The following is a 22,123-nucleotide window of genomic DNA, read 5'->3' on the forward strand; positions in this document are numbered from 1 at the left end:
GCTAGGCGTCTAAACCCAAAACGTTAGGCGGAACGCTTGGCCTCGAGCTTGGCTTGAGCGGCAGCCAGGCGTGCGAGGGGCACGCGGTAGGGCGAGCAGGACACGTAGTCCACGTCGGTCACGTTAAACAGGCCCTTGATGGACTTGGGGTCGCCGCCGTGCTCGCCGCACACGCCAAAGTGCATGTCGGGGTTGGTGGCGCGGCCCTTCTCGACAGCCATGCGCACCAGTTCGAGTACTGCCGTGTCGATGGTCTCGAAGGGATTGTCCTTCAAGATCTTCTTGTGCATGTACAGCGGGATGAACTTGGCCTCGGCATCGTCGCGGGAGAAGCCGAAGGTCGTCTGGGTGAGGTCGTTGGTGCCAAAGCAGAAGAAGTCTGCGTGATGGGCGATCTCGTCAGCGACCATGCAGGCGCGCGGCAGCTCGAGCATCGTGCCCACGGGAATATTGAGCTCGACGTCCTCTTCGTCGGAAACCTCGGCGATTACGCGCTCGATAACCTCGCGGGTCTGGACATGCTCGGCCGTGATGGAAACGAGCGGAACCATGATTTCGGGGCGCGGGTCGACGCCTTCCTTGATAAGACGGGCAGCAGCCGTAGCCACAGCGCGGACCTGCATGAGCGGCAGATCGCCAAAGACGACGGACAGGCGCACGCCGCGCAGGCCGAGCATGGGGTTCGACTCGACCATGCCGTCGATACGACGCAGGCGGGCGCGCAGGACGGCAAGCTCTTTCTCGCTGGCGCCAGCGGCTTCCTTCTTGGTGATGGCGACCTCGAGCTCTCGAGGATTATCCAAGAACTCATGAAGCGGCGGATCGAGCAGGCGGACGACCACATCGCGACCGGACATGGTCTTGAACATCGCCAGGAAATCCTCGGTCTGAACCTTGAGCAGGTCGGCCAGGGTCTGCTGCTTCACGGCTTCATCATCGGACAGGATAAAGCTCTGGATGATGTTCTTGCGATCGCCCAGGAACATGTGCTCGGTGCGGCACAGGCCGATGGCCTCGGCGCCAAACTCGAGCGCGAGCGCGGCATCCTCGGGGTTGTCGGCATTAACGCGCACATGGTTGGCATGGCCACCGGTCTCGTCCAGGCGAATCTCGTCGGCCCAGGATAGGATGGTGTCCAGATCGCCGGTGAGCTCGGCGGAGACCAGGTCAACGGCGCCGTCGACGACGATACCCTGGGTGCCGTCGATGGAGATGACATCGCCCTCGCGCAGCACGCGGTCACTGCCCTCGATACGCACGACCTTCTCAGCAGCGTCGATATGGAAGCGCTCAACGCCGCAGACGCAGGGCGTACCCATGCCGCGAGCGATAACGGCGGCATGACTCGTCTTTCCACCGTGGCTGGTCAGAATGCCCTCGGCGGCAACCATACCCTTCAGGTCGTCGGGGTTGGTCTCCCAACGAACCAGAATGACCTTGTGGCCCTCGTTGGTGCGCGCGACGGCGTCATCACTCGAGAACACAACCTCACCCACGGCGGCACCGGGGCTGGCGTTCAGACCGCTGGCCAGCGCCTCGTACCTCTTGGAAGCGTCAAACTGCGGGTGCAGGAGCTGGTCGAGTTGCGCGGGATCGATACGGCTCACGGCCTCTTCGCGGGTGATCAGGCCTTCCTCGACCATTTCGATGGCGATGCGCAGGGCGGCGGTGGCGGTGCGCTTGCCCACGCGTGTCTGGAGCATCCAGAGCTTGCCCTGCTCGATGGTGAACTCGATATCGCACATATCGCGGTAATGATCCTCGAGCGTCAGGAACACGCGCTCGAGCTCCTCACCTGCGGACTCGAGGCCCGGGGTGGTCTTGAGGTCAGCGATAGGCTCGGTGTTGCGGATGCCAGCGACAACGTCCTCGCCCTGGGCGTTAACCAAAAAGTCACCGTAGAACTCCTTGGTGCCATCGGCCGGGTTGCGCGTGAAGGCAACGCCCGTCGCAGAGGTCTCGCCCTTGTTACCAAAGGCCATGGCCTGAACGTTGACGGCGGTACCGAGTTCGTCGGAAATGCCATGCTGCTTGCGGTAGATGCACGCACGCTCGTTCATCCAGCTGCCAAAGACAGCCTGGATGGCAAGGCGCAACTGAAGCTCAGGATCGTGCGGGAAGATGGGCTTGCCGTCGGCGACTTCGAGCTCGGGATACAGGGCGGCCTCGACGTTCTCGGAGGAGATGCCCTTGAAGGTCTCGACGAGTTCTTGCAGGTCCTCGGCCGAAAGCTCGGAGTCGACGCGAACGCCGGCGACCAGACGGGCCTGGGTCAGGGCGTTCTCGAACAGGTCGGCGTCAACGCCCATGACGACATTGGAAAACATCTGGATAAAGCGGCGGTAGCTATCCCAGGCAAAACGCGGGTTCTGCGTCTGCGCGATGAGGCCCTGGACGGAATCGTCATTGAGGCCCAAGTTGAGGACCGTGTCCATCATACCGGGCATGGAGAACGGAGCGCCCGAACGAACCGACACAAGCAGCGGATCGGAGGCGTCGCCGAGCTTCTTGCCGCAGCGGGCCTCGAGGTCCGCCTCGGCGGCAACGATCTCATCGAGTGCGCCCTCGGGCCACACGTTGCCGGCACCGGAGTACTCGACGCAAGTCTGGCAGGTAATGGTAAAGCCACCGGGAACCGGCAGGCCGATACGGCTCATCTCGGCAAGGTTAGCGCCTTTGCCGCCAAGCACGAAGTTCATGGACTTGTCGCCCTCGGTGACACAGGTGCCCTGGGCGTCGGTTCCAAAACGGTAAACCCTCTTGCAATCGCTCACGATACTTCCCCTTCCATGCGCTTACGCGCACGACCGTGGTAACGAATCGACCCGTCAGATGCGGGCCGTGAGGGAACTATACGGCGGGTTTTGAGCGGGCTTAAGCAGAGGATGCGCGGTTTGGTAAACGTGCTAAAACTGGCGGTAAACGGTAGGTAAAGGTGGTTACCTTATGAAGAGACCACTTCAATAAACTTGCAGGTCAAATGCAAGTAATTTGCTAAATCGCTTTACCATTATCGTGCATTATTTTTAGTTAGTCTTTTTAGACGGGGCTTTTTAGCTACCCCAATAAGCTAGCTTTGTTGGGCTCGACGGGCGGCGCGGCGGGCGCGGGCTTCTTGGATTTCCTCCAAGTGGCTGATGATCTCGGAGGCGCTCTCCTCGATGGCCTTGCCGTCGGTACGTACCACAAAGCAGCCTAGGCGCTTCATGAGCGCACGGGCTTCCTCGAGCTCGCTGTGCACGCTCTCGGGCTCGGCATAGGAGCCGGCAACGGCACGAGCGTAGTCATCGCCCAAGCGGCTATCGCGAATCTCAGAAATAACGTCGACGGTCGAAATCAGGCCGAACAGGCGCATCGGGTCAACCTCGTAAATCGACTTCGGCGGCTCCATGCCATGGGCCAACGGAACATTGGCAACCTTGTAACCTTGATAGGCCAGATACATCGACAGCGGCGTCTTGGACGTGCGCGATACGCCCAGCAGCACGATATCGGCACCTGACAGATCGTCGCAACCGCGCCCGTCATCGTGCTCAACAAAATACTCCATGGCCTCGATGCGATGGAAGTAGCGGTCATCGGTCTTGTGAATCACGCCGGCAACGCCCTTGGGCGGCACACCGATAAGCGACGATAGCACGGCGAGCGTCGGGCCAATCAGGTCGACTGAACGAATATGCAGCATGCCCAGGTAATCGAGCACACGGGCGCGAAGCGCCGGATCGACAATGGTATGGAACACGGCAATATCGCGATGGTCGGCATCGACGCGCGGCCCCACAAATGACTTGACCTGCTCCACGGAAGTCACCTTGGGCAGACGTAAAACGCGAAAAGCCCCTTCATCAAATTGCCCGGACGCCGCAAGCACCACCTCACAAGCGGTATCGCCGAGCGAGTCGGAGATAACGATAACGGTGGGACGAGCGGTGACCGGGCAATCCATGCGGGGCTCCTTTTGCGCTTACGCGCAGGCTGGCTTACTTTTTGCGGGCAAGCTCACCGATGTTGGCAATGCCGGGGAAAACGGCCTCGAAGCGGTTGAGCAGCTTAAGGCGATTATCGCGGAGCTGCTCGTCCTTGTCCATGACCATAACCTCATCGAAGAAACGGTCGATGGGCGCACGCAGGGCGGCGAGGGCGGCAAATGCGGCCGGGTAATCCTCGGCAGCGAGGGCGGCATCTAGCGCGGTCTGAGCGGCCTCGGAGGCATCGGCAAGCGCGAGCTCGACCTCGCCCATCAGGCTGCGGTCGTACTCCACGCCCAGCTCGGGCTTGGAGATATGCGCGGCACGGGCATAGGCCGTAGCCAGGTTGTCAAAGGTCTCGGCATCGTTCTTGCGGGCCTCGTCGAGCGCGGCGCAGCGGGCGAAGAAGACGGACGGGGCAATGATGTGCACCGCAGAGACGGCGGCAACGGTATCGGCCGGGATCTTTTCGTCGCGGGCCATGCTCACCAGGCGGCCATGGAAGAAGTCGCGAACCTGCTGGGCGACCTCGGCGGCGTCGAACTCAATGCCCTGCTCGCTATAGAGCTCGAGGGCGAAGTCGATGAGCGATGTGGGGTCGATCGGCAGACGGTCGCGCAGGATGTTGATGATGCCGATAGCGGCACGACGCAGCGCGTAGGGGTCGGAGGAGCCGGTCGGGGGCTCGCCAATGGCAAAGATACCAGCGATGGTATCGAGCTTGTCGGCGCAGGCCACGATGCAGCCAGCGGTGCCCTCGGGCAGCTCGTCACCGGCAAAGCGAGGACGATAGTGATCGCGAATAGCATGAGCGACCTCGTCGTTCTCCCCCATCGCGGTCGCGTAATAACCGCCCATCACGCCCTGCTGGCTCGTGAACTCGACGACGGCGTTGGATACCAGGTCGGCCTTGCACAGGTGCGCGGCGCGAGCGGCATCGGCTGCCAGGTGAGCACCCAGGTGTGCCTCACGGGCGATAGCGAGCGCGAGCTGCTCGATGCGCTCGGACTTGGCGAGCACGCTACCGAGCTTCTCCTGGAAGGCAACCTTGGCCAGACGCTCACGGAACTCGTCGAGGGAGATCTTCAAGTCCTCCTCATAGAAGAACTTAGCATCGTCCAGACGGGCGCGCACGACGCGCTCGTTGCCGTCGATCACGCGCTCGGCATTCTCGGGCTTGCTGTTAGAAACGACCACGAACTCACGCGTGAGCTTGCCCTCGCCGTCATAGATCGGGAAGTAGCGCTGGTTGGTGAGCATGGACTCGCAGATAATCTCGTGCGGGACCTTGAGGAACTCCTCATCGAAGGTACCGACGAGCACCGTCGGCCACTCGCAGAGGTTGATGACCTCCTCAAAGACCTTCTTGGGCGTGTCGACATGGCAACCGGGGCGAGCGGCCTCGACCTCGGCGATACCGGCAAGGATGGCCTCGCGACGGCGCTCGGCAGAAAGCACGCCGGCGTCCTCGAGCACCTGCTCGTAGACGGCGGGGCTGGCGACCACATGGTCACCGGGGCCAAGCACGCGATGACCACGCGTGGTGTTGCCACTCGTCACGTCGGCAAACGACACGGGCACAACGTCCTCGCCCAGAAGGCAGCAGATCCAGCGGACCGGACGAACAAAGGTCGCATGCTCGTGACCCCAGCGCTGAGAGCGGTAGTTGGGCCACTGCAGGCCAGCGATAGTCTTCTCGCACAGGGCCGTCAGGATCGGGGTGGCCGGGGCGGAAGGGATGTTCTTCTCGGCAAAGACGTACTCACGGCCGTCGGTGTCCTCGCGACGGACCAGATCCTCGGCAGCCACACCGCACTTGCGGGCGAAGCCCTGGGCGGCCTTGGTGGCGTTACCGTCAGCGTCGAAGGCAATGTTGGCCGCGGGGCCACGCTTGACCTCATGGACCTCATCGGTCGCAGTGGCGACGTCGGCCACGAGCGCAGCCAGACGACGCGGGCTCGAGATCACGCGGACCTCCCCATGGGCCAGACCGGCCTCGTCGAGACCCTTGGCGATCATGGTGCCAAGCTGCTTGACGGCATTGTTCAGCGGTGCGGAGGGCATTTCCTCCGTACCGATCTCAAACAGGAAATCCTTAGCGTCTGCCATGGCTTACGCCACCTCGCCTTCCTGGTCGGCATTCTCGTTGACTCCGGCGACCTCGGCCATGTAGGCCTCGCAGCACGCCTTGGCGACGGCGCGGACGCGCAGGATGTAGTTGGCACGCTCGACCGCGGACAGGGCGCCGCGGGCATCGAGCAGGTTGAAAGCGTGGCTGCACTTCATGACGCAGTCATATGCCGGCAGCGGCAGCTTGCGCTCCAGGCAGGAATGGCACTCGGCCTCGTAGTCATCAAACTTCTGACGCATCATCTCGACGTTTGCGACCTCAAAGTTATAGGCACTGAACTCGCGCTCGTTCTCGAGGAACACGTCGCCATAGGTCATGGGCGTGCCGTCGGGCAGGTAGCTCCACACCAGGTCGTAGACCGAGTTAACGCCCTGGGCGTACATGGCGATACGCTCCAGGCCGTAGGTGATCTCGACGGGCACGGGGTCGACCTCGATGCCGCCCACCTGCTGGAAGTACGTAAACTGCGTGACCTCCATGCCATTGAGCCAGACCTCCCAGCCAAGGCCCCAGGCGCCGAGCGTCGGGCTCTCCCAGTCGTCCTCGACAAAGCGGACGTCATGGTCGTTGGGGTCCAGACCGATAGCGGCAAGAGACCCCAGGTAGAGCTCCTGGGCGTTAACCGGAGAAGGCTTGATGAGCACCTGGAACTGATAGTAATGCTGCATGCGGTTGGGGTTCTCACCGTAGCGGCCGTCGGCGGGACGGCGGCAGGGCTGCGCATAGCAGGTGCGCCACTCGGCGGGACCGAGCGAGCGCAGCGTGGTCGCGGTATGGAAGGTACCGGCACCGACCTCGGAGTCATAGGGCTGCATAATGACGCAGCCCTGCTCGCCCCAGTACTGCTGGAGGCGCAGGATGATGTCTTGGAAGGAAAGCGATGAAGCGTTCATGCCTCTAATATCCCCTCGTCGAAACGATTACACGGTTAGGTACTGTACTATAGCGGTTTTTAGTCGATAGCGCCGATGCGGTTGAGCGGCCAGTAGCGCACAAGCGCCACAGCGATCAAATCAGAGCGATCGACGGGACCAAAGTAGCGTGAGTCGGCAGAGTTTTCGCGGTTGTCGCCCATCACCCACACGCACCCGTCGGGAACGGTGTAGGGATAGCTTACCTGAGCGCCGGGCGCTTGGACTGAAAGTGGCCAGCTCATGCCCGTCGTATAGTCCTCGTCGAGCGCCTGGCCGTCAACAACCACCTTGCCATCCTGCAGGTCGACCGTCTGGCCGGCCGTGGCAATAACACGCTTGACAAGAACATCATGCTCGGAGGTGCCATCGGGGTTGTGAAACACCACGATATCGCCCTGCTTGACGGGCTGACCGAGCTCGAGGCTCACCTTTTGTGCCAGGATCTGGTCGCCAATCTCGATCGTGGACTCCATGGAGCCGGTGGGCACCACAAAGGGCTCGACCACAAACGAGCGAATCAAGAAGGTGGCGACCAATGCGATCGCGATGACCGCGATCCACTCAAAAGCGCCCCTCAACGCGGAATGCTGCGATGGAACCATTCTCACTCCTCGCTCTGCGAATACGAAGCGTCCAAAATCTCCTGCGCGTACGCACGCTCCTGGAGCGTAAGGCGCGCCGTCTCGATCAGATCGGGACGCCAGCGGCAGGTGCGCTCGATGGCGTTCTTGCGACGCCAGGCATCGACCTTGGCGTGATCGCCACTCACGAGCACCGGCGGCACGCCTTCGCCGTTGAACTCGGCGGGACGGGTGTACTGCGCGTACTCGAGCAGGCCTCCGTCCTCGGCGGTCGAGAAGGACTCGTCCACATTGCTCATCTCGTCGCCCAGGGCGCCGGGAATCAGGCGTACGACGGCATCGGCAACGACCATAGCGGGAAGTTCGCCACCCGTAAGCACGTAGTCGCCGATCGACAGACGCTCATCGGCATACGCATACGCACGCTCGTCGACGCCCTCGTAGCGGCTACACACAAACAGCAGGCGCTCACTTTTGAGCAGGCGCTCGGCCACATGCTGCGTAAAGGGCTCGCCACAGGGGGTGAAGAACACTACGGTGGGCTTGGGACCCTCGGAGCTGATGGCCTCGATGGCCTCGGCAATAGGCTCGACCTTCATGAGCATGCCCTGCCCGCCGCCGTACGGCTCGTCATCGACGGTACGATGGCGGTCGTGCGTCCAGTCGCGCAGGTTATACGCCTTAAAATCAAAAAGGCCGGCCTTGCGGGCGCGGCCCAAGATCGATGTGGACATGACGGGCTCAAACATCTCGGGAAAGACCGAAAGGGTCTCGATCAGCATGTTGTCCTCCCTACTTGTCCATATCGATCAGGCCGTCCATCACGTGGACGGAAATTGTTCCTGTGTCGGGAAGATCGAGCACGACCTGCTCGATCACGGGAATCAGTACCTCGCCGTACCGATCGCCCTCAACAACCCAAACATCGTTAGCGGGCGTCGACATGATCTCGACGATCGTGCCGAGTAAACCGAAGCGCTCGTCGACCACCTCGCGACCCATCAGGTCGGTATAGGCAGCGTCGAGCGAATCGAGCTCAAAATCGTCACGATTTGCCAGCACGTAGCATCCCGTGATGCCCTCGGCGGCCGTCAAGTCGTCAATGCCCTCAAACGAGACCAGATCGCCATCGCCCGTATCGGTGACGGACACGACCGTGCAAAAGCGGTCGCGCTTAAGCGCCGGCGGCGTCAGGGCGACGCGCATACCCGGCTCTAATACAGAAGGAAGCCCCCGCAGCGGCTGCGCGAGGACCTCCCCCTTCCTTCCGTGCGGCTTGACCACACGGGCGATGTTTTTGTACTGGGACCTCAAGGTCCTAGCCCAGAACCTCTACCTCGACAGCAGTGTCGAGGCGAGCGGCCAGTGCACGGGCGAGCGTGCGAATGGCCTTGATGGTACGGCCACGACGGCCGATGACCTTAGCGACGTCATCCTCGGCGACCGAAACCTCAATCGTAGAGGCGTCGTCACCATCGATGACCTCAAGGCTCACGGAATCCGGGTCGTCGACGATCTGAACAACGAGATATTCGACGAGATCGGCGATGCGATCTGAGAGCATTGCCTCACCCTCGAGCTGTGCAGCGTCAACCTCAGGCACGATTTACTCCTCGGCGCCCTCAGCGGCCTCAGCGGCAGCCTTAGCGGCCTCGGCCTCTTTGGCGAGCTGCTTCTTGGACTTCTTGACGACGGTCTCGGTCTTCTCGCCCTCGTTGGCGGCCTTGACCAGAGCGGCGACGGCGTCGGTGAGCTGAGCGCCCTTGGACTGCCAGTCGGCGATCTTCTCGAGGTCGAGGTTGATAGTCTTGGGGGCGGTCATCGGGTTGTAGCGGCCAACCTCCTCGATGATACGACCGTCACGCGGGGCGCGGGAATCGGCGACGACGACACGGTAGTACGGACGCTTCTTAGCGCCGTGACGAGCAAGGCGAATCTTGACTGCCAAAGGAAACTCCTCCAACCAAGCAGCTTTAGGCTGCAACTACAAACAAACAGTTGAACATAATACGCCATCGACGCGGGCAGGTGAAGTCCGTGAGACCAACTTCTTCGGTGTAGTCGAGGGCAAATCCATATCTTAGACAAGAATTCGGGATTTGCAAGCACATACACGCACCCCACATGAGCTGCGCGGTATACTCATGACATGGAAAGACGCGAACATACATACGGTTATGAGGATGCCATGGGCGTCACGCCGCCTCCCTGGACGGGTCCGGCGGTGGGCCTGATGGACCTTGATGCGTTTTTTGCGAGCGTGGAAATGCTCGATCATCCCGAATGGCGCGGAAAGCCGCTCATCGTGGGCGGAGACGCCGATTCGCGTGGCGTCGTGTCCACGTGTTCGTATGAGGCACGTCGCTTTGGCGTGCACTCTGCCATGGCCTCGGCCGAGGCGCGGCGCTTGTGCCCGCAAGCCATTTGGACGCACGGGCACTTTGATCGCTACCGCGAGGTGAGCGCGCAGGTCATGGCGATTCTCGCCGACGAGACCCCGCGCGTTGAGCGCGTATCCATCGACGAAGCCTTTATCGATATCACACCGGGTCGTTTTGCGCCCGAAGACCCGCTGCTGGTTGCGCGGCGTATAAGCGACCGCGTGGCAGCGCTGGGAGTGACGTGCTCCATTGGCGTGGGCTGCAACAAGACGGTCGCAAAGATCGCAAGCGAGCGGGATAAGCCGTTTGGGCTGACCATCGTGCGCCCCGGAACGGAACAGCGCTTTTTGGCTGCGCTGCCGGTATCTGCCATGAGCGGCATCGGGCGCTCGGCCGAGGAGCGACTGCGCCGCATGCGCATCTACACCCTCGGCGAGCTATCACGTGCACCGGAATCCACACTGGCTACCATTTTTGGCGTCAACGGCGAACGCATGCGCCAGCGTGCGCTGGGACTCGAAATCTCCGAAGTCACGAGTCTCGATGAAGAGCGCGAGGTCAAGTCGGTCAGCAATGAACGCACCTTTGCGAAAGATTTGACTGAGCGCGGGGATATTGAGGCGGCGATTGCGCTGTTGGGAGAGTCAGTGGGACGCCGTCTGCGCCGTCAGGGGCTGACGGGTGCCACGGTAACGCTCAAGCTTAAGTATTCGTATGGCAGCGGGCGTACGGCACAGCGCCGGCTGCCTCATCCGACCGACGATGAGAACATCTTCGTGGCGGTTGCGCTCGAACTGCTCGACAACATCTGGCAGGAAGGCATGCATGTTCGCTTAGCAGGCATCGGCATGAGCGATTTCGACCACCAAGGCGGGATCCAAACTGACCTGTTCTGCGAGATCGATGACCGCGGAGCCCAATCCAGCGACCGCCGCGACCTATCCGTCGCCATCGACGCCGTCCGAGACAAGTTCGGCGACACCGCCCTATCCTTCGGCCGCCAATCCCGCTTCAACGATTAGTCCCTGAGGCAAAATGAAAGCCGGGCAGGTGCGGAAAACCGCAACTGCCCGGCGATATGCGTGAGGGTAGCTAACCCCGTCTCAAATGAGCTACTAGAGGAGGTTGAGGGGGAGCTGGGGGGCGTCTCCCCAGAGTTTCTCGAGGCGGTAGAAGTCGCGGGCTTCGGGAGTGAAGACGTGGACGACAACCGAACCATAGTCCATGAGCATCCAGGTCTTCTGCTCGCGACCCTCGATGGAGAACGGGTGCTCGCCGCAAGCCTCGGCGACCTTCTCCTCGATCTCGTCGACGATAGAATCGACCTGGCGGTTGTTGGTACCGGTGGCAAGCACAAAGTAGTCGCATACGTCGGAAAGCTCGGTCAGGTCGAGCACCTGAACGTCCTCGCCCTTCTTGTCGTAGGCAGCCTGCGCGGCGGCGCGGGCGACATCCTCGGCGGCGACACCGCTCGCGGACAGCGAGGCGGCAGTGCGGTCGGACGTGGCGGCGAAGCTCTTGTGCTCCACACCTTCAAGAATCTGCTCGTCGGTCATGGTCTCGTCGGCCATGGAATACCTCTTTCTAGACAGCCCAAGCTAGCGCAGCTGGGCGTAATGGTTGTAAATCGTAATAGCCGTGGGATAAAGATAGCGCCCGGACTGGATCACATAGACCAGACCCTGCGCAAAACAGGAGAAGAACAACTCATCGAGCGTCGACTCCCCCACCATCTTGCGCAGCGCATGCGCATAGTCACCGTGGCGGTTGGGCTCGATGGCATCGGCCACAAAGACCACCATATCGAGCGGCGTCATGTCGCAGGCACCCACGGTGTGACGGTCGACAGCCTGGAAAACGGCCGGCGACAGCTCGGGGAAAAGCTGCGGAAGCTCATAGGCGGCAACAGGACCATGCAAAAGCGGCGTCGCGGCGGAAGGAGAGCCGGCAATCTTAATGCCGTAATGCAGAGCGCGCGTGACCAGCTCGTCGTCGGAGAGCACTTTGTCCCAGTCATGGATCAGTCCGGCGGCAGCGGCATCAAAGCGGTCAACGCCGTAGACCTCGGCCAGATGAAGTGCGGTCTCGGCAACACCCAGCGAATGCACATAGCGCTTGCGCTTATCCTTCATGCGAACATCGAGCAGCTCTTGAATGCGCTTGAGCAGCGCGCGCTCATCGCCCTCAAACTGATCCTCTACCGACAACGTAGACCCCCATCACTCAAAATCTTCTTGGCCCAAATCGGCATATAGCCTGCGTTTGCGAATGTAGCCGAGCACGGACTCGCTCGTAAGATAGCGCACGCTCATACCGCGAGCAACTCGCTTACGAATGTTCGTCGAGCTGATCGCCAGCGCCGGAATCTGAATATAGCGCACGTCGAACGGCAGCCCCGACTCTTTGATTCGGGCACGCGCCGTATCGATATCAAAGCCCGGTCGTGTCGCCGCAATAAAGGTAGCAAGCTCAGCGATTCGTTCGGCATCATGCCAGGTAACAATATCGATAATCGCGTCGGCGCCCGTAATAAAGTAGAGCTTTACCTGCGGCGGGTAAAAGTCGCGAAGGGCATGAAGCGTATCGGCCGTATAGGTTACACCCGGACGGTCAATCTCGAACCGACTCGCCAAAAAGGCCGGGTTCGCAGCGGTGGCGAGGACCGTCATGGCATAACGGTCCTCGGCAGGCGTCACCGGCTTGTCAAGCTTAAAGGCAGGCGTGCCCGCCGGCATAAAGAGCACGGCATCCAAGTCGAGGGACTCACGCGCCTGCTCAGCGGTCACCAGGTGCCCGTAATGGATGGGATCAAAGGTGCCACCCATAATGCCGAGCCTAAACTCCTGCCCGTCCTCTAGAGGAAGCTCGGGCAGACCGATTCCACCGCGCAGCGACATGGCTTACTCGCCCTCCGAGGTCTCGGCATCGCCCGCGGCATCCGCCGCATCGACAACCTCGACGCCCTCATCCGCAGCATCGGCCACGTCAATGGCTTCAACGGCAACGTCCTCGCCAGCATCCTCGAGCTCCTCGTACTCCGAGAAGTCCTCGGCACCCTCAAAGTCAAAGGCGCGCTGGCAAATGCGGACCTCGTCGCCCGCACGGCAACCGGCCTTCTCGAGCGCGTCGTCAACACCCATACGCGCAAACTTATGCTGCAGGTAAATGACGGCTTCCTCATTTTCCCAGTCGGTCTGGATGACCATGCGCTCGATGGCGCGACCGACCACGCGGAAGGCACCTGGCTCTTCCTGGACAATGCGGAAACGCTTCTCACGCTGCAGGCGGCGGCGCTCCCACTCATCGTCGCGCAGAACGACCGGCTCATCCGAGACAGCCAACTCGGCGCGCAGCTTGGCCACCTGCTCGCCCACGGCAAGCATCAGCGTGTTGAGACCGGCACCCGTCACGGCGGACACGGCAAAGAACATATGCCCATCGTCGAGCGCTGCGCGCTTAAGGTCGGCAATCTTGTCGGCCGTGCCCGGCGCGTCGCACTTGTTGGCAACGACGATCTGCGGACGCTCCGAGAGCTCGGCGCCATACTGCTCGAGCTCGCGGTTGATGATGTGGTAATCCTCGACCGGATCGCGATCCTCAAAACCACCCGTCATGTCGACGACATGCATGATCAGAGCCGTACGCTCAATGTGGCGCAGGAACTGGTGACCCAGACCCTTGCCCTCGCTCGCGCCTTCGATAAGACCGGGGACGTCGGCAACGACGTAAGAATATTCGCCGGCACGCACCATGCCGAGATTCGGCACGAGCGTGGTAAACGGGTAGTCGGCGATCTTGGGGCGGGCGGCACTCATGCGCGCGATGAGCGATGACTTACCCACCGAGGGAAAGCCCACGAGCGCGGCATCGGCCATAAGCTTCATCTCGAGCTCAATCCAGTGCTCCTCGGCCGGCTCGCCCAGCTGAGCGAACGCGGGCGCGCGGCGCACCGACGTCACAAAGTGCGTGTTGCCCAGGCCGCCGGCACCGCCGGGCGCCACGACAACGCGCTCGCCATCATGCACCAGGTCGGCAATCTCAAACATCGGGGTCTGCGTCTCGGGATCGAGCTCGCGCACCACGGTACCCATAGGGACCTTGAGAATCAGGTCCTCGCCGCTCTTGCCGTTACGACGGGCACCCTGCCCGTGCGTGCCGCGCTCGGCGCGAAAGTGATGCTTAAAGCGGTAATCGATCAGCGAAGACAGCTGAGCATCGGCCTGGATGACGACATTGCCGCCACGACCGCCGTCGCCGCCATCGGGGCCGCCCTTGGGGACAAATGCCTCGCGCCTAAACGACATGCATCCGGCTCCGCCGTCGCCGCCGCACACGTTAATGCGGCTGATATCGGTGAACTGTGACAACAGAATCGCCTCCTACAAAAAAGAGGGAGACCCTTGAATCCTAAAACTCAAGTGCCTCCCACATATGTGCTCTATGAAGGGTGAATTACGCGTTCGCGAGCGGGCGTACGCTGACCCTGTGCTTGATACCCTTGTGGAACTCAACGGTACCGTCGACCAGCGCGAACAGCGTGTCGTCCTTACCACGGCCAACGTTCTCACCCGGGTGGATGTGCGTGCCGTGCTGACGGACGAGAATCGTGCCCGTGGTTACCGTCTGGCCGGCATAGCGCTTCGTGCCAAGGCGCTGACCGCGGGAGTCACGGCCATTACGGGAGGAACCGAGTCCTTTTTTGTGTGCCATTGTGTATACCTACTCTTTCGTTACGAGTGTAATCTACTCGGCGACGGGAGCCTCGGCAACAGCCTCAGCCTCTGCCTTGACAGCCTTCTTGGCGCGGGAGGTAGCCTGAACCTTCACGATCTTCAGCTTGGTGAGCTGCTGACGGTGACCCTTCAGACGACGATAGCGCTTGCGCTTGTGGAACTTGAAGACCAGCTGCTTCTCGCCCTTGAACTGCTCAACGATCTGAGCGGTAACCTTGGCCTTGGCCAGCTTGTCGGGATCGGTGACGATCTTCTTACCATCGTTGAGGAAGATAACCGGCAGGGTGACCTTGTCGCCCTCATTGCCCTCGATCTTCTCGACGGTGATGACATCGTCGGTGGCGACCTTGTACTGCTTGCCGCCCGTGTTAACGATTGCGTACATGTTTACTTGCCCTTCATGCATCAGTTAGTGCAACAGCCGAATATAGTAGCAGGCGAAAATACCCCCGTCAACGAGTATGTGGAGCAAATCCACAAGTTCGCACAGGTATGGGGCTGACGAGTCGGCCCTCGTCGTCCTCGCATGCTTGATTCTGACGCTCGACATCGTAGGAGCAGATGGTCACGAGGTCTTGCATACCGGTGGAAACAATAGGTGCATCCACGCCCGGGGTCAAGCCCTGCAACAAAACATCAGCAGCAGAAAGCAAAATCTCCGGACGCATGGAGCCCTCGTTGTCGGCATGGGTGTCGAGCATGAGCACCAAATGGTCCGGGCGCTCCCCCGCCGTGAGCTCATAGCCCACGAGCGTGTGGTCCAAATCCAAGCGCTTGCTCTTTTTTCCGCGCGCGTAGTCGATGCCGTGACCCGCGCGCAGCGTGTCAATCGCACGACGCACCTCGTCGGCGCTTACGGGCGCCTCGGAATCCAAGTGCAGGTCGATGCGATACGACAGGCGCGTGAGCTGCGCCGTCAACGCCGGCGTGCGCACGTCGATGTACGCCGCCTCAATGGGCGCCAGATCGGCCGGAGACGCCGCAGCCAGACGTCCAAACGCCTCGTCGAGCGCCACGAACTCGGTCATAAATAGGTCATACCACTCGCAGGTCGACGACGTACCCACCGGTAGCGCCGAAGAGAAGCCCACGCGCATGTGCGGAGAGAAGCCCTGCGTGACGGCATAGGGAAGCCCCGCACGGCGCACGATGCGCTCAATGGTATGGATTACTTCGAGATGGCCCAGGTACTTAAGGCGATCGCGCTTGCCATAGCGAACACGAAGCCTAAAGAGCGAGGGGTTGTCGGTCAGGCGCTCACTCATGCGCGATCACCCATCAATACATTCTTGGCGTGGAGCGTGGGGCAGATCCCGCAGCCGGTGCACGACGTGCGGGTGCAGTCGGAAGTCGTGACGCCCTCGAGCGAGCGACGGTACTCGCGCTCGAGGAAGCCGCGCGTGCAGCCGGGGCTCACGTGCTCCCACGGCAGGCGCCAGTCCAACTCGTAGGGCAGGTGCACGAGCTCATTGAGGTCGATGCCGTTTTTGGCAGCAGCTTCCTTCCAGTTATCGAGCGAGAAATGCTCTACCCAGGCGTCAAAGCGAGAGCCCGAGCGCCAAGCATCGATGATGACGGGCGTCATGTCACGACCGGCGCGGGACAGCGCGGCCTCGATGAGCGAGGTCTCGGCATCGTGGTAATGAACGCGGACGGCACGGTTGCGAACGCTCGTGACGAGCAGCTTCTGGCGACGCTTGACGTCGTCGTAGTCGAGCTGCGGGCACCACTGGAACGGCGTGGCAGCCTTGGGGATAAAGACCGAAACCGAGATCGACACCGAGATCGAGCCGCGACGAGCCTTGGGCACCACGGAACGACCGAGCTCCAGCACGTGATCGGCCAGATTGGCGATGGCCACGATGTCCTCGTCGCGCTCGCCGGGAAGGCCCATCATAAAGTAGAGCTTCATGCGGTTCCAGCCGGCCTCGAAGGCCGCCTTGGCCGCACGGTCCAGGTCCTCCTCGGTCACGTTCTTGTTAATGATGTCGCGCATGCGCTGGCTGCCGGCCTCGGGCGCGAACGTCAGGCCGCCCTTCTTTTCGCCAGCAACCGACTCGGCCATATCCACGCCAAACGAATCCAGGCGCTGCGACGGAATAGACACGCGAATACCCGTATCCTCCAGGCGACGGTTGAGCCTGCCGAGCACGTCGCGAATGCAGGAGTGGTCGGTCGTGGAAAGCGAGGTCAGCGACACCTCGTCGTAGCCGGTCTTTTCCAGACCCTGAATCACCGACGAGACGATCTGGTCGGCAGAGCGCTCGCGCACCGGGCGATACGTCATGCCGGCCTGGCAAAAACGACAGCCGCGGGCGCAGCCGCGCAGGATCTCGATAGACAGGCGGTCGTGGACCAGCTGCGCATAGGGCACGCACGACTGCGACAGCGGATTCGTGGCGCCGAAATCCTCGACGACGCGCTTGTAGACCACGGTCGGCGCATCCTTGCCCTCACGCGGCACGGTGTAGCCATGCGGCGAGCAGGGCTCGTCGTGACGAACCTCATAGAGCGACGGCACGTAGTTGCCGGCAATGGATGCAAGCTGCTCAACAATCTGCGCGCGCGGGACTCCTTCGTCACGCAGGCGGCGATGCAGCTGACAGGTCTCGAGCAGCGATTCCTCACCCTCACCGATGAGGATGGCATCGAAGAAGGCCGCGTACGGCTCGGGGTTGTACACCGAGGGACCGCCGGCGATGATAATGGGGTCGTCTTCACCTCGGTCGGTCGCCAACAGCGGAATGCCAGCGAGGTCGAGAGCCTCGAGGAAGTTCGTCACCGCCATCTCGTGCGGCACATGCAGGCCGACGATATCGAACGAAGCGACCGGCGCTGCACCCTCGAGCGAGAGCAGCGGAATGCCTGCCTCGCGCATGGCATCACCCATATCGGGCCACGGCACATAGCCACGTTCGCAGGAGATGCCCTCGGCCTGGTTAAGGATGTTGTAGAGGATGGCGATGCCCTGGTTGGGCAGACCGACCTCGTACACATCCGGGTAGATCAGGCAGCAACGGTAGTCGGCATCGGCCTTGGAAAGCGTGCCCCACTCGTGATCGATATAGCGACTCGGCTTCTCGACCTTGGCGAGCAACGGCTCAATTAAATGAAAACAGTCTTGGTATGCAACGCGCAACGGAAAACCCCTAAGCAGCGAGATCTGATGCGTCCTGATAGGACGCCATAGGACGGGTAGCGCCCGCGACGGTGGACACCAGATCGCGAACGCGGGAGAACGTGGCAGTGACCACCTCGTTGGCACGGCTGTAGTCGACATCGCGCTCGTAGAGCGAAACGAGCGCACGGCCCATGCCATAGGTGCCCGCGGCAGCAGTGAGCGCCTTGACGGCAAACCCAATATGCGGCGTCTGCTTGACAAGTGCGCGGGTGACCGCTCGGATCACAAGACCGCCGGCAAGCACGCCCGCGACCTCGTAGCCGCGCTCGGGCTTAATGCCGCGTCCAAAGACGGCAGCGAGCTCAAAGAGCATGCCCACCTGCGCCAGCGCCATAACGGGATAATCGGCACCCGGCAAAAACACCAGCGCACCGGTCGCCATATTGGTGAGCGCACACGAGGTGATAATACGATTGGCCGCCGCGATGCGCATGAAGGCAAAGTTCGCCGCAAAAGCCGTTTCCTTGTCGGTGCGATCGAGAATCCAGCGGGCAAGCGTCTCGAGCAGATACGTCTTATCGGTTGCCGCTACCACGCCGAGCATGGGCGTGGACTCCTCGATAAACGGCACCTCCACAGCAGACTCGGCAAGCACGCACACGGGCGCGCCGGCGATCACGAGCTCCTGCACGGCACTCTCCAAGCGGTCGGAACCACACGAGAGCACCAGTACCACATCGGTATCGGTCTTTGGAGCAATTCGCTCCTCCCCCAGACGCTCGACGCGCACAATGCCCGAGGTCGTCTGCGGCACAAAGGCGTCACGCACCGTCTCGGCCAGAAAGCGCGAGGCGGACGAATCCAGATAGACCGAGACGCGCACCGGCGTATCGGAATCCTTCTTAACGGACGCGCCCATCTTAAAAGCGCGGGTCAGCTTATCTACGGGAATTTTCATAGCAAACCCCTCCAGCGGTTACGCGGCGCCCGAACGATGCCGCCATATGGATTGTACGATACCCACCGTCAACAGCTGAATCATCATCGAAGACGAACCAAAGCTAATAAACGGTAGCGGAATACCGGTAATCGGCATCATGCCGATGCACATGCCGATGTTCTCGAAGGTCTGGAATGCCCACATGCCGACGATACCCACACACGACAGACGCAGGAACAGCGACTCACACTTAAAGGCGACGCGAATCGTCGAAAAGATCAGCAGCACGTAGAGGCACAAGAGAAAAAAGGAACCGCAAAAACCAAAGGTCTCGGACAGGAAGGCGAAGACGAAGTCGGTGTGGAACTCAGGCAGAAAGCCGCCGGCTGACTGCGTCGCATGGCCCAAACCCTTACCAAAGAAGCCGCCCGAGCCAACGGCGATAAGCGACTGCTGCAGGTTGTAGGCATCGTCCGAATCGGCATTATCGGGGTCGATAAAGACCGTCAGACGGTTCATCTGATACTGCTTGATGAGCACATCGTGGCCGAGCAACGAATCAAAGACCGAATCGAGCGCCAGAACGAGGGCCACCAGGCCCACGAGCAGGGCCAGGGTCGACAGCACCCATTCGCGGCGTGCACCGCTCATACAAATGACGATGGCGCCCGAAACCAGCACGACCAGGCCCGAGCCCAGGTCGCCCATGGCAACGACGGCCAAAAACGGAATGGACAGCATGCCGCAGAGCTTGACGTAGTCGCGAACGGTATCGATGCGACCGTTATACTGCGAGCCAAGCGTAGCAATAAAGAAGATGGTGATGAGCTTGGCAAGCTCAACCGGCTGGAATGTCAAGCCGATACCGGGAATCTTGATCCAGCCCGTCATGCCCAGACCGCCCGTATAGGACAGACCCGGAATCTTGGGCGAGAGGATCACGATCAGGTCGATGACGAGCAACGCCGTCGAGAAATTGGAAATACCGCGCAGATCGGTACGCCAGACCAGCACCGCCAGCACCGTACCGATTCCAATTCCCAGCAGATGGCGTGAGAACGAGGCATCGGCCTTAAACTGCGAAGCCGACCAGATAATGATGGCACCGTAGGCGACGAGCGCCACTGTAGCCACGAGCACACCGATATGCACCTTTTGGCGAAACGTGCCGCGCGAGGCCGAAAGTTGCTTGTTGACGCGGTCCAGGCTGCTGCGAGAGCCGGTCTTGGTTGAACGGAACAGATCCGCCGGAGAAAAATCCATCGCAACCTCCTATCGAACCGAAGAATCGCCCGAGGCCGAAGAGGTATCGGGCTCGTCATAAATCACGCCGAGCACGTCGCGCACGACATGCATCGCGGTATCTGAGCCACCGCCGCCCTGCTCCAGGACGGTAGCGATGACATACTTGGGGTCATCGGCCGGTGCATAGGCGCAGAACCACGCGTATTCATCCTCGCCACTTTTCTCGCCCGTGCCCGACTTGCCGTATACCTGCGGCGTCAGGGTGCCAAAGTGCGCCGCCAGGGACGTCGATGCCGTGTAAATCACGTCGTGCATGCCGTTGCGAACAAGAGCCAAATCCGAATCGCTGTTGATCTTGGCCTCCAGGCGCTTCTTCTTGCCCTTGCCATTGTACTTATAGGCATCGCCGTCGCCATCGCGCGACACGGCAGACAAAAATACGTGAGGCACGTACTGTTTGCCGCCGTTGGCAAGACCCATATAGGCGCACGCCATCTGCAGGGGCGTCACCAGGATGTCGCCCTGGCCGATGGCAATGTTGGTCATATCGCCGGCATTCCACTTGCGGTCCTCGGCAGAGGCGTCGGTGAAGTATGACTCTTTCCACTCGGCATCGGGAATACGACCCGCGCCCTCACTCGGCAGATCGATACCGCAGGTCTTGCCTAGGCCCCAGCGACGAAAGACCTCCTGCAGGCCCTCGGGATGTTGCTCGTCATAAAAGAACGCCTTGCCCATGTCGTAGAAGACGGGGTCGCACGAGTTGGCGATACCCGACTGCAGCGTCATGGTGCCGTGGCCAGACGTCAGCCAGCAGCGCTTGCCCCAAGCCTTGCCCAGACCCGTCCAATAACCCGTGCAGTTGGTTGTCTGCGTTGAAGTGTAGGTTCCAAACTCAAGACCGGCCAGTGCCGAGAGCGGCTTGATGGTCGAGGCCGACATGTACTGTCCGCTAATGGCGCGGTTGAGCAGCGGGTGCGAACCCTTGTCATCATTGAGCTCGGTCCACACGTCATTTGAGACGCCGCCGATAAAGACGGACGGATCGAACTTGGGCTGGCTCGCCATGCCCAGGATCTCGCCATTGTTGGGATCGAGACACACCACAGCGCCGTTGCCGGCATTGCTGTAGCCAGTGGTCTTGGCAAGCTCGATAGCGCTCGCCAGCGCCGTCTCACAGGCCTGTTGGATCTTAAGGTCGAGCGTGAGCTTAATGTCGGAGCCGGCCTTCGCGGGCACGGCGCCGGCCTGACCGGTCACATTGCCCGAGGCATCGACCTTGACGGTCTGCTCGCCACGAATACCCTGCAGCAGGTTTTCGTAGTAGCTCTCAACGCCCGCCTGGCCCACGATATCGCCCGACTGGTACGTAATCTTGCCAGCAGAAGCATCATCATCGCCAGAGGTTTTCTTATTCTGGGCCTCGAGCTGCTCGGAGGTAATGGTGCCGGTATAGCCCAAGATATGGCATGCCGTCTCGCCATATGGATACTGACGCTCGGTACGCTCGGCAATCTTGACGCCCGGGAACTCGCCGGCGTGTTCCTTGATATAGGCAACCGTGGAGCGACGGACGTCCGTCGCGATGGTATGCAGGCTCTGAGCGCCCTCTGTATTGTCCTGAATATTGCGAAGGACCGCCACGTAAGGCATTCCAAGCACGTTGGCAAGATGGCGAACCAGAACCTCATCCTCGGCAAGGTCGCGGTAGGCCACGACAGCAAGTGAGGGACGGTTCTGGACAAGCGCCACGCCATTGCGGTCGAGGATGCGGCCGCGCACAGCGGGTGTGGTAACGGTGCGAGTCTGATTACTATTGGCCTGCTTCTCGTAATAGTCCGACGAGACCATCTGCATGCCCCACAGCTTGACGGCGAGCGCCGCAAACATCGCGCCCACACCCGTGGTGAGGATGGAAAAGCGGCCCTTAAAGGCGGTCACCGCGGTATTGCCCTCGCCCTCAGTGGCGCGCGGGGCCGTTCCATGTTGCGTATCGTAGGTAAAACGGGAATCGCCGCGACGCATGATAACCAGCGCGACCACGATGGCCACAACCAGCACGATACCGGCGATAATAACCGTCATCTGGGAAGACATCTACGGGCCTCC

At 61.2% G+C, this 22,123-nt stretch carries 21 protein-coding genes; 1 reads left to right on the forward strand and 20 read right to left on the reverse strand.

Going from position 1 to position 22,123, the window contains the following annotated elements:
- Window positions 1-23: 23 nt before the first annotated feature.
- The 9 genes from ppdK to rpsP form a co-directional block, all read right to left on the reverse strand.
- Window positions 24-2,774 (reverse strand): pyruvate, phosphate dikinase, encoded by a 2,751-nt coding sequence (gene ppdK, locus AAAX35_RS04405; RefSeq protein ID WP_349116864.1) that lies wholly within the window; start codon window positions 2,772-2,774, stop codon window positions 24-26.
- A gap of 296 nt (window positions 2,775-3,070) precedes the next feature.
- Window positions 3,071-3,946: a pyruvate, water dikinase regulatory protein gene (locus AAAX35_RS04410; RefSeq protein WP_349116866.1), complete on the reverse strand. Its 876-nt coding sequence runs from the start codon at window positions 3,944-3,946 to the stop codon at window positions 3,071-3,073.
- Between the two features lie 34 nt (window positions 3,947-3,980).
- The gene (glyS, locus tag AAAX35_RS04415; RefSeq protein ID WP_349116867.1) at window positions 3,981-6,077 is read right to left on the reverse strand and encodes a glycine--tRNA ligase subunit beta; all 2,097 of its coding nucleotides are present in this window, start codon (window positions 6,075-6,077) and stop codon (window positions 3,981-3,983) included.
- A gap of 3 nt (window positions 6,078-6,080) precedes the next feature.
- Window positions 6,081-6,992 carry a glycine--tRNA ligase subunit alpha gene (locus tag AAAX35_RS04420; protein WP_006236091.1) on the reverse strand — a complete coding sequence of 304 codons (912 nt, stop codon included), beginning with the start codon at window positions 6,990-6,992 and terminating at the stop codon, window positions 6,081-6,083.
- 59 nt (window positions 6,993-7,051) lie between these two features.
- Window positions 7,052-7,615, reverse strand: a complete 564-nt coding sequence (gene lepB, locus AAAX35_RS04425) for a signal peptidase I (RefSeq protein ID WP_035138578.1) — start codon at window positions 7,613-7,615, stop codon at window positions 7,052-7,054.
- 2 nt (window positions 7,616-7,617) lie between these two features.
- Window positions 7,618-8,376: a tRNA (guanosine(37)-N1)-methyltransferase TrmD gene (trmD, locus tag AAAX35_RS04430; protein WP_349116868.1), complete on the reverse strand. Its 759-nt coding sequence runs from the start codon at window positions 8,374-8,376 to the stop codon at window positions 7,618-7,620.
- Window positions 8,377-8,386: 10 nt separating this feature from the next.
- Window positions 8,387-8,878 carry a ribosome maturation factor RimM gene (gene rimM, locus AAAX35_RS04435; protein WP_271736561.1) on the reverse strand — a complete coding sequence of 164 codons (492 nt, stop codon included), beginning with the start codon at window positions 8,876-8,878 and terminating at the stop codon, window positions 8,387-8,389.
- A gap of 34 nt (window positions 8,879-8,912) precedes the next feature.
- Window positions 8,913-9,158 (reverse strand): KH domain-containing protein, encoded by a 246-nt coding sequence (locus tag AAAX35_RS04440; protein WP_171021534.1) that lies wholly within the window; start codon window positions 9,156-9,158, stop codon window positions 8,913-8,915.
- A 42-nt stretch (window positions 9,159-9,200) separates the two neighbouring features.
- On the reverse strand, window positions 9,201-9,542 hold the full coding sequence (rpsP, locus tag AAAX35_RS04445; protein WP_022094749.1) for a 30S ribosomal protein S16: 342 nt from the start codon (window positions 9,540-9,542) through the stop codon (window positions 9,201-9,203).
- 240 nt (window positions 9,543-9,782) lie between these two features.
- Between rpsP and dinB the strand changes: the two genes are divergently transcribed.
- Entirely contained in the window at window positions 9,783-10,997 is a 1,215-nt protein-coding gene (gene dinB / locus AAAX35_RS04450; RefSeq protein WP_349116869.1) for a DNA polymerase IV, read from the forward strand.
- Window positions 10,998-11,090: 93 nt separating this feature from the next.
- Here the strand turns inward: dinB and rsfS are convergent, their stop codons facing one another.
- The 11 genes from rsfS to mrdA form a co-directional block, all read right to left on the reverse strand.
- The gene (gene rsfS, locus AAAX35_RS04455; protein WP_022094751.1) at window positions 11,091-11,546 is read right to left on the reverse strand and encodes a ribosome silencing factor; all 456 of its coding nucleotides are present in this window, start codon (window positions 11,544-11,546) and stop codon (window positions 11,091-11,093) included.
- Between the two features lie 27 nt (window positions 11,547-11,573).
- Entirely contained in the window at window positions 11,574-12,107 is a 534-nt protein-coding gene (gene yqeK, locus AAAX35_RS04460) for a bis(5'-nucleosyl)-tetraphosphatase (symmetrical) YqeK (RefSeq protein ID WP_193221482.1), read from the reverse strand.
- Between the two features lie 87 nt (window positions 12,108-12,194).
- Entirely contained in the window at window positions 12,195-12,872 is a 678-nt protein-coding gene (nadD, locus tag AAAX35_RS04465) for a nicotinate-nucleotide adenylyltransferase (protein ID WP_089573445.1), read from the reverse strand.
- Window positions 12,873-12,875: 3 nt separating this feature from the next.
- Window positions 12,876-14,342 (reverse strand): GTPase ObgE, encoded by a 1,467-nt coding sequence (obgE, locus tag AAAX35_RS04470; RefSeq protein ID WP_022094754.1) that lies wholly within the window; start codon window positions 14,340-14,342, stop codon window positions 12,876-12,878.
- A gap of 85 nt (window positions 14,343-14,427) precedes the next feature.
- Window positions 14,428-14,685 (reverse strand): 50S ribosomal protein L27, encoded by a 258-nt coding sequence (rpmA, locus tag AAAX35_RS04475; protein WP_006236075.1) that lies wholly within the window; start codon window positions 14,683-14,685, stop codon window positions 14,428-14,430.
- Window positions 14,686-14,718: 33 nt separating this feature from the next.
- Window positions 14,719-15,093: a 50S ribosomal protein L21 gene (gene rplU, locus AAAX35_RS04480; protein ID WP_035138585.1), complete on the reverse strand. Its 375-nt coding sequence runs from the start codon at window positions 15,091-15,093 to the stop codon at window positions 14,719-14,721.
- A 67-nt stretch (window positions 15,094-15,160) separates the two neighbouring features.
- Window positions 15,161-15,973, reverse strand: a complete 813-nt coding sequence (locus AAAX35_RS04485) for a TIGR03936 family radical SAM-associated protein (RefSeq protein WP_349116870.1) — start codon at window positions 15,971-15,973, stop codon at window positions 15,161-15,163.
- Complete coding sequence (locus AAAX35_RS04490) at window positions 15,970-17,847, reverse strand: TIGR03960 family B12-binding radical SAM protein (RefSeq protein WP_349116871.1); 1,878 nt, start codon at window positions 17,845-17,847, stop codon at window positions 15,970-15,972. Before AAAX35_RS04490 ends, AAAX35_RS04485 begins: the two co-directional genes overlap by 4 nt.
- Window positions 17,848-17,857: 10 nt before the next feature.
- The gene (locus AAAX35_RS04495) at window positions 17,858-18,787 is read right to left on the reverse strand and encodes a hypothetical protein (RefSeq protein ID WP_349116872.1); all 930 of its coding nucleotides are present in this window, start codon (window positions 18,785-18,787) and stop codon (window positions 17,858-17,860) included.
- 18 nt (window positions 18,788-18,805) lie between these two features.
- Entirely contained in the window at window positions 18,806-20,032 is a 1,227-nt protein-coding gene (locus AAAX35_RS04500; protein WP_052044188.1) for an FtsW/RodA/SpoVE family cell cycle protein, read from the reverse strand.
- Window positions 20,033-20,041: 9 nt separating this feature from the next.
- On the reverse strand, window positions 20,042-22,111 hold the full coding sequence (mrdA, locus tag AAAX35_RS04505) for a penicillin-binding protein 2 (protein ID WP_349116873.1): 2,070 nt from the start codon (window positions 22,109-22,111) through the stop codon (window positions 20,042-20,044).
- Between the last annotated feature and the right edge of the window lie 12 nt (window positions 22,112-22,123).

This window comes from Collinsella sp. CLA-ER-H11 (genome assembly GCF_040092445.1).
Lineage (GTDB): Bacteria > Actinomycetota > Coriobacteriia > Coriobacteriales > Coriobacteriaceae > Collinsella.

Coding starts and splice junctions, on each gene's coding strand:
- yqeK (WP_193221482.1), bottom strand. CDS start 12,107: ATGAAGGATAAGCGCAAGCGCTATGTGCATTCGCTGGGTGTTGCCGAG.
- rplU (WP_035138585.1), bottom strand. CDS start 15,093: ATGTACGCAATCGTTAACACGGGCGGCAAGCAGTACAAGGTCGCCACC.
- AAAX35_RS04495 (WP_349116872.1), bottom strand. CDS start 18,787: ATGAAAATTCCCGTAGATAAGCTGACCCGCGCTTTTAAGATGGGCGCG.
- AAAX35_RS04410 (WP_349116866.1), bottom strand. CDS start 3,946: ATGGATTGCCCGGTCACCGCTCGTCCCACCGTTATCGTTATCTCCGAC.
- AAAX35_RS04420 (WP_006236091.1), bottom strand. CDS start 6,992: ATGAACGCTTCATCGCTTTCCTTCCAAGACATCATCCTGCGCCTCCAG.
- trmD (WP_349116868.1), bottom strand. CDS start 8,376: ATGCTGATCGAGACCCTTTCGGTCTTTCCCGAGATGTTTGAGCCCGTC.
- mrdA (WP_349116873.1), bottom strand. CDS start 22,111: ATGTCTTCCCAGATGACGGTTATTATCGCCGGTATCGTGCTGGTTGTG.
- AAAX35_RS04500 (WP_052044188.1), bottom strand. CDS start 20,032: ATGGATTTTTCTCCGGCGGATCTGTTCCGTTCAACCAAGACCGGCTCT.
- dinB (WP_349116869.1), top strand. CDS start 9,783: ATGGGCGTCACGCCGCCTCCCTGGACGGGTCCGGCGGTGGGCCTGATG.
- rsfS (WP_022094751.1), bottom strand. CDS start 11,546: ATGGCCGACGAGACCATGACCGACGAGCAGATTCTTGAAGGTGTGGAG.
- rpmA (WP_006236075.1), bottom strand. CDS start 14,685: ATGGCACACAAAAAAGGACTCGGTTCCTCCCGTAATGGCCGTGACTCC.
- nadD (WP_089573445.1), bottom strand. CDS start 12,872: ATGTCGCTGCGCGGTGGAATCGGTCTGCCCGAGCTTCCTCTAGAGGAC.
- glyS (WP_349116867.1), bottom strand. CDS start 6,077: ATGGCAGACGCTAAGGATTTCCTGTTTGAGATCGGTACGGAGGAAATG.
- lepB (WP_035138578.1), bottom strand. CDS start 7,615: ATGGTTCCATCGCAGCATTCCGCGTTGAGGGGCGCTTTTGAGTGGATC.
- AAAX35_RS04440 (WP_171021534.1), bottom strand. CDS start 9,158: ATGCTCTCAGATCGCATCGCCGATCTCGTCGAATATCTCGTTGTTCAG.
- AAAX35_RS04485 (WP_349116870.1), bottom strand. CDS start 15,973: ATGAGTGAGCGCCTGACCGACAACCCCTCGCTCTTTAGGCTTCGTGTT.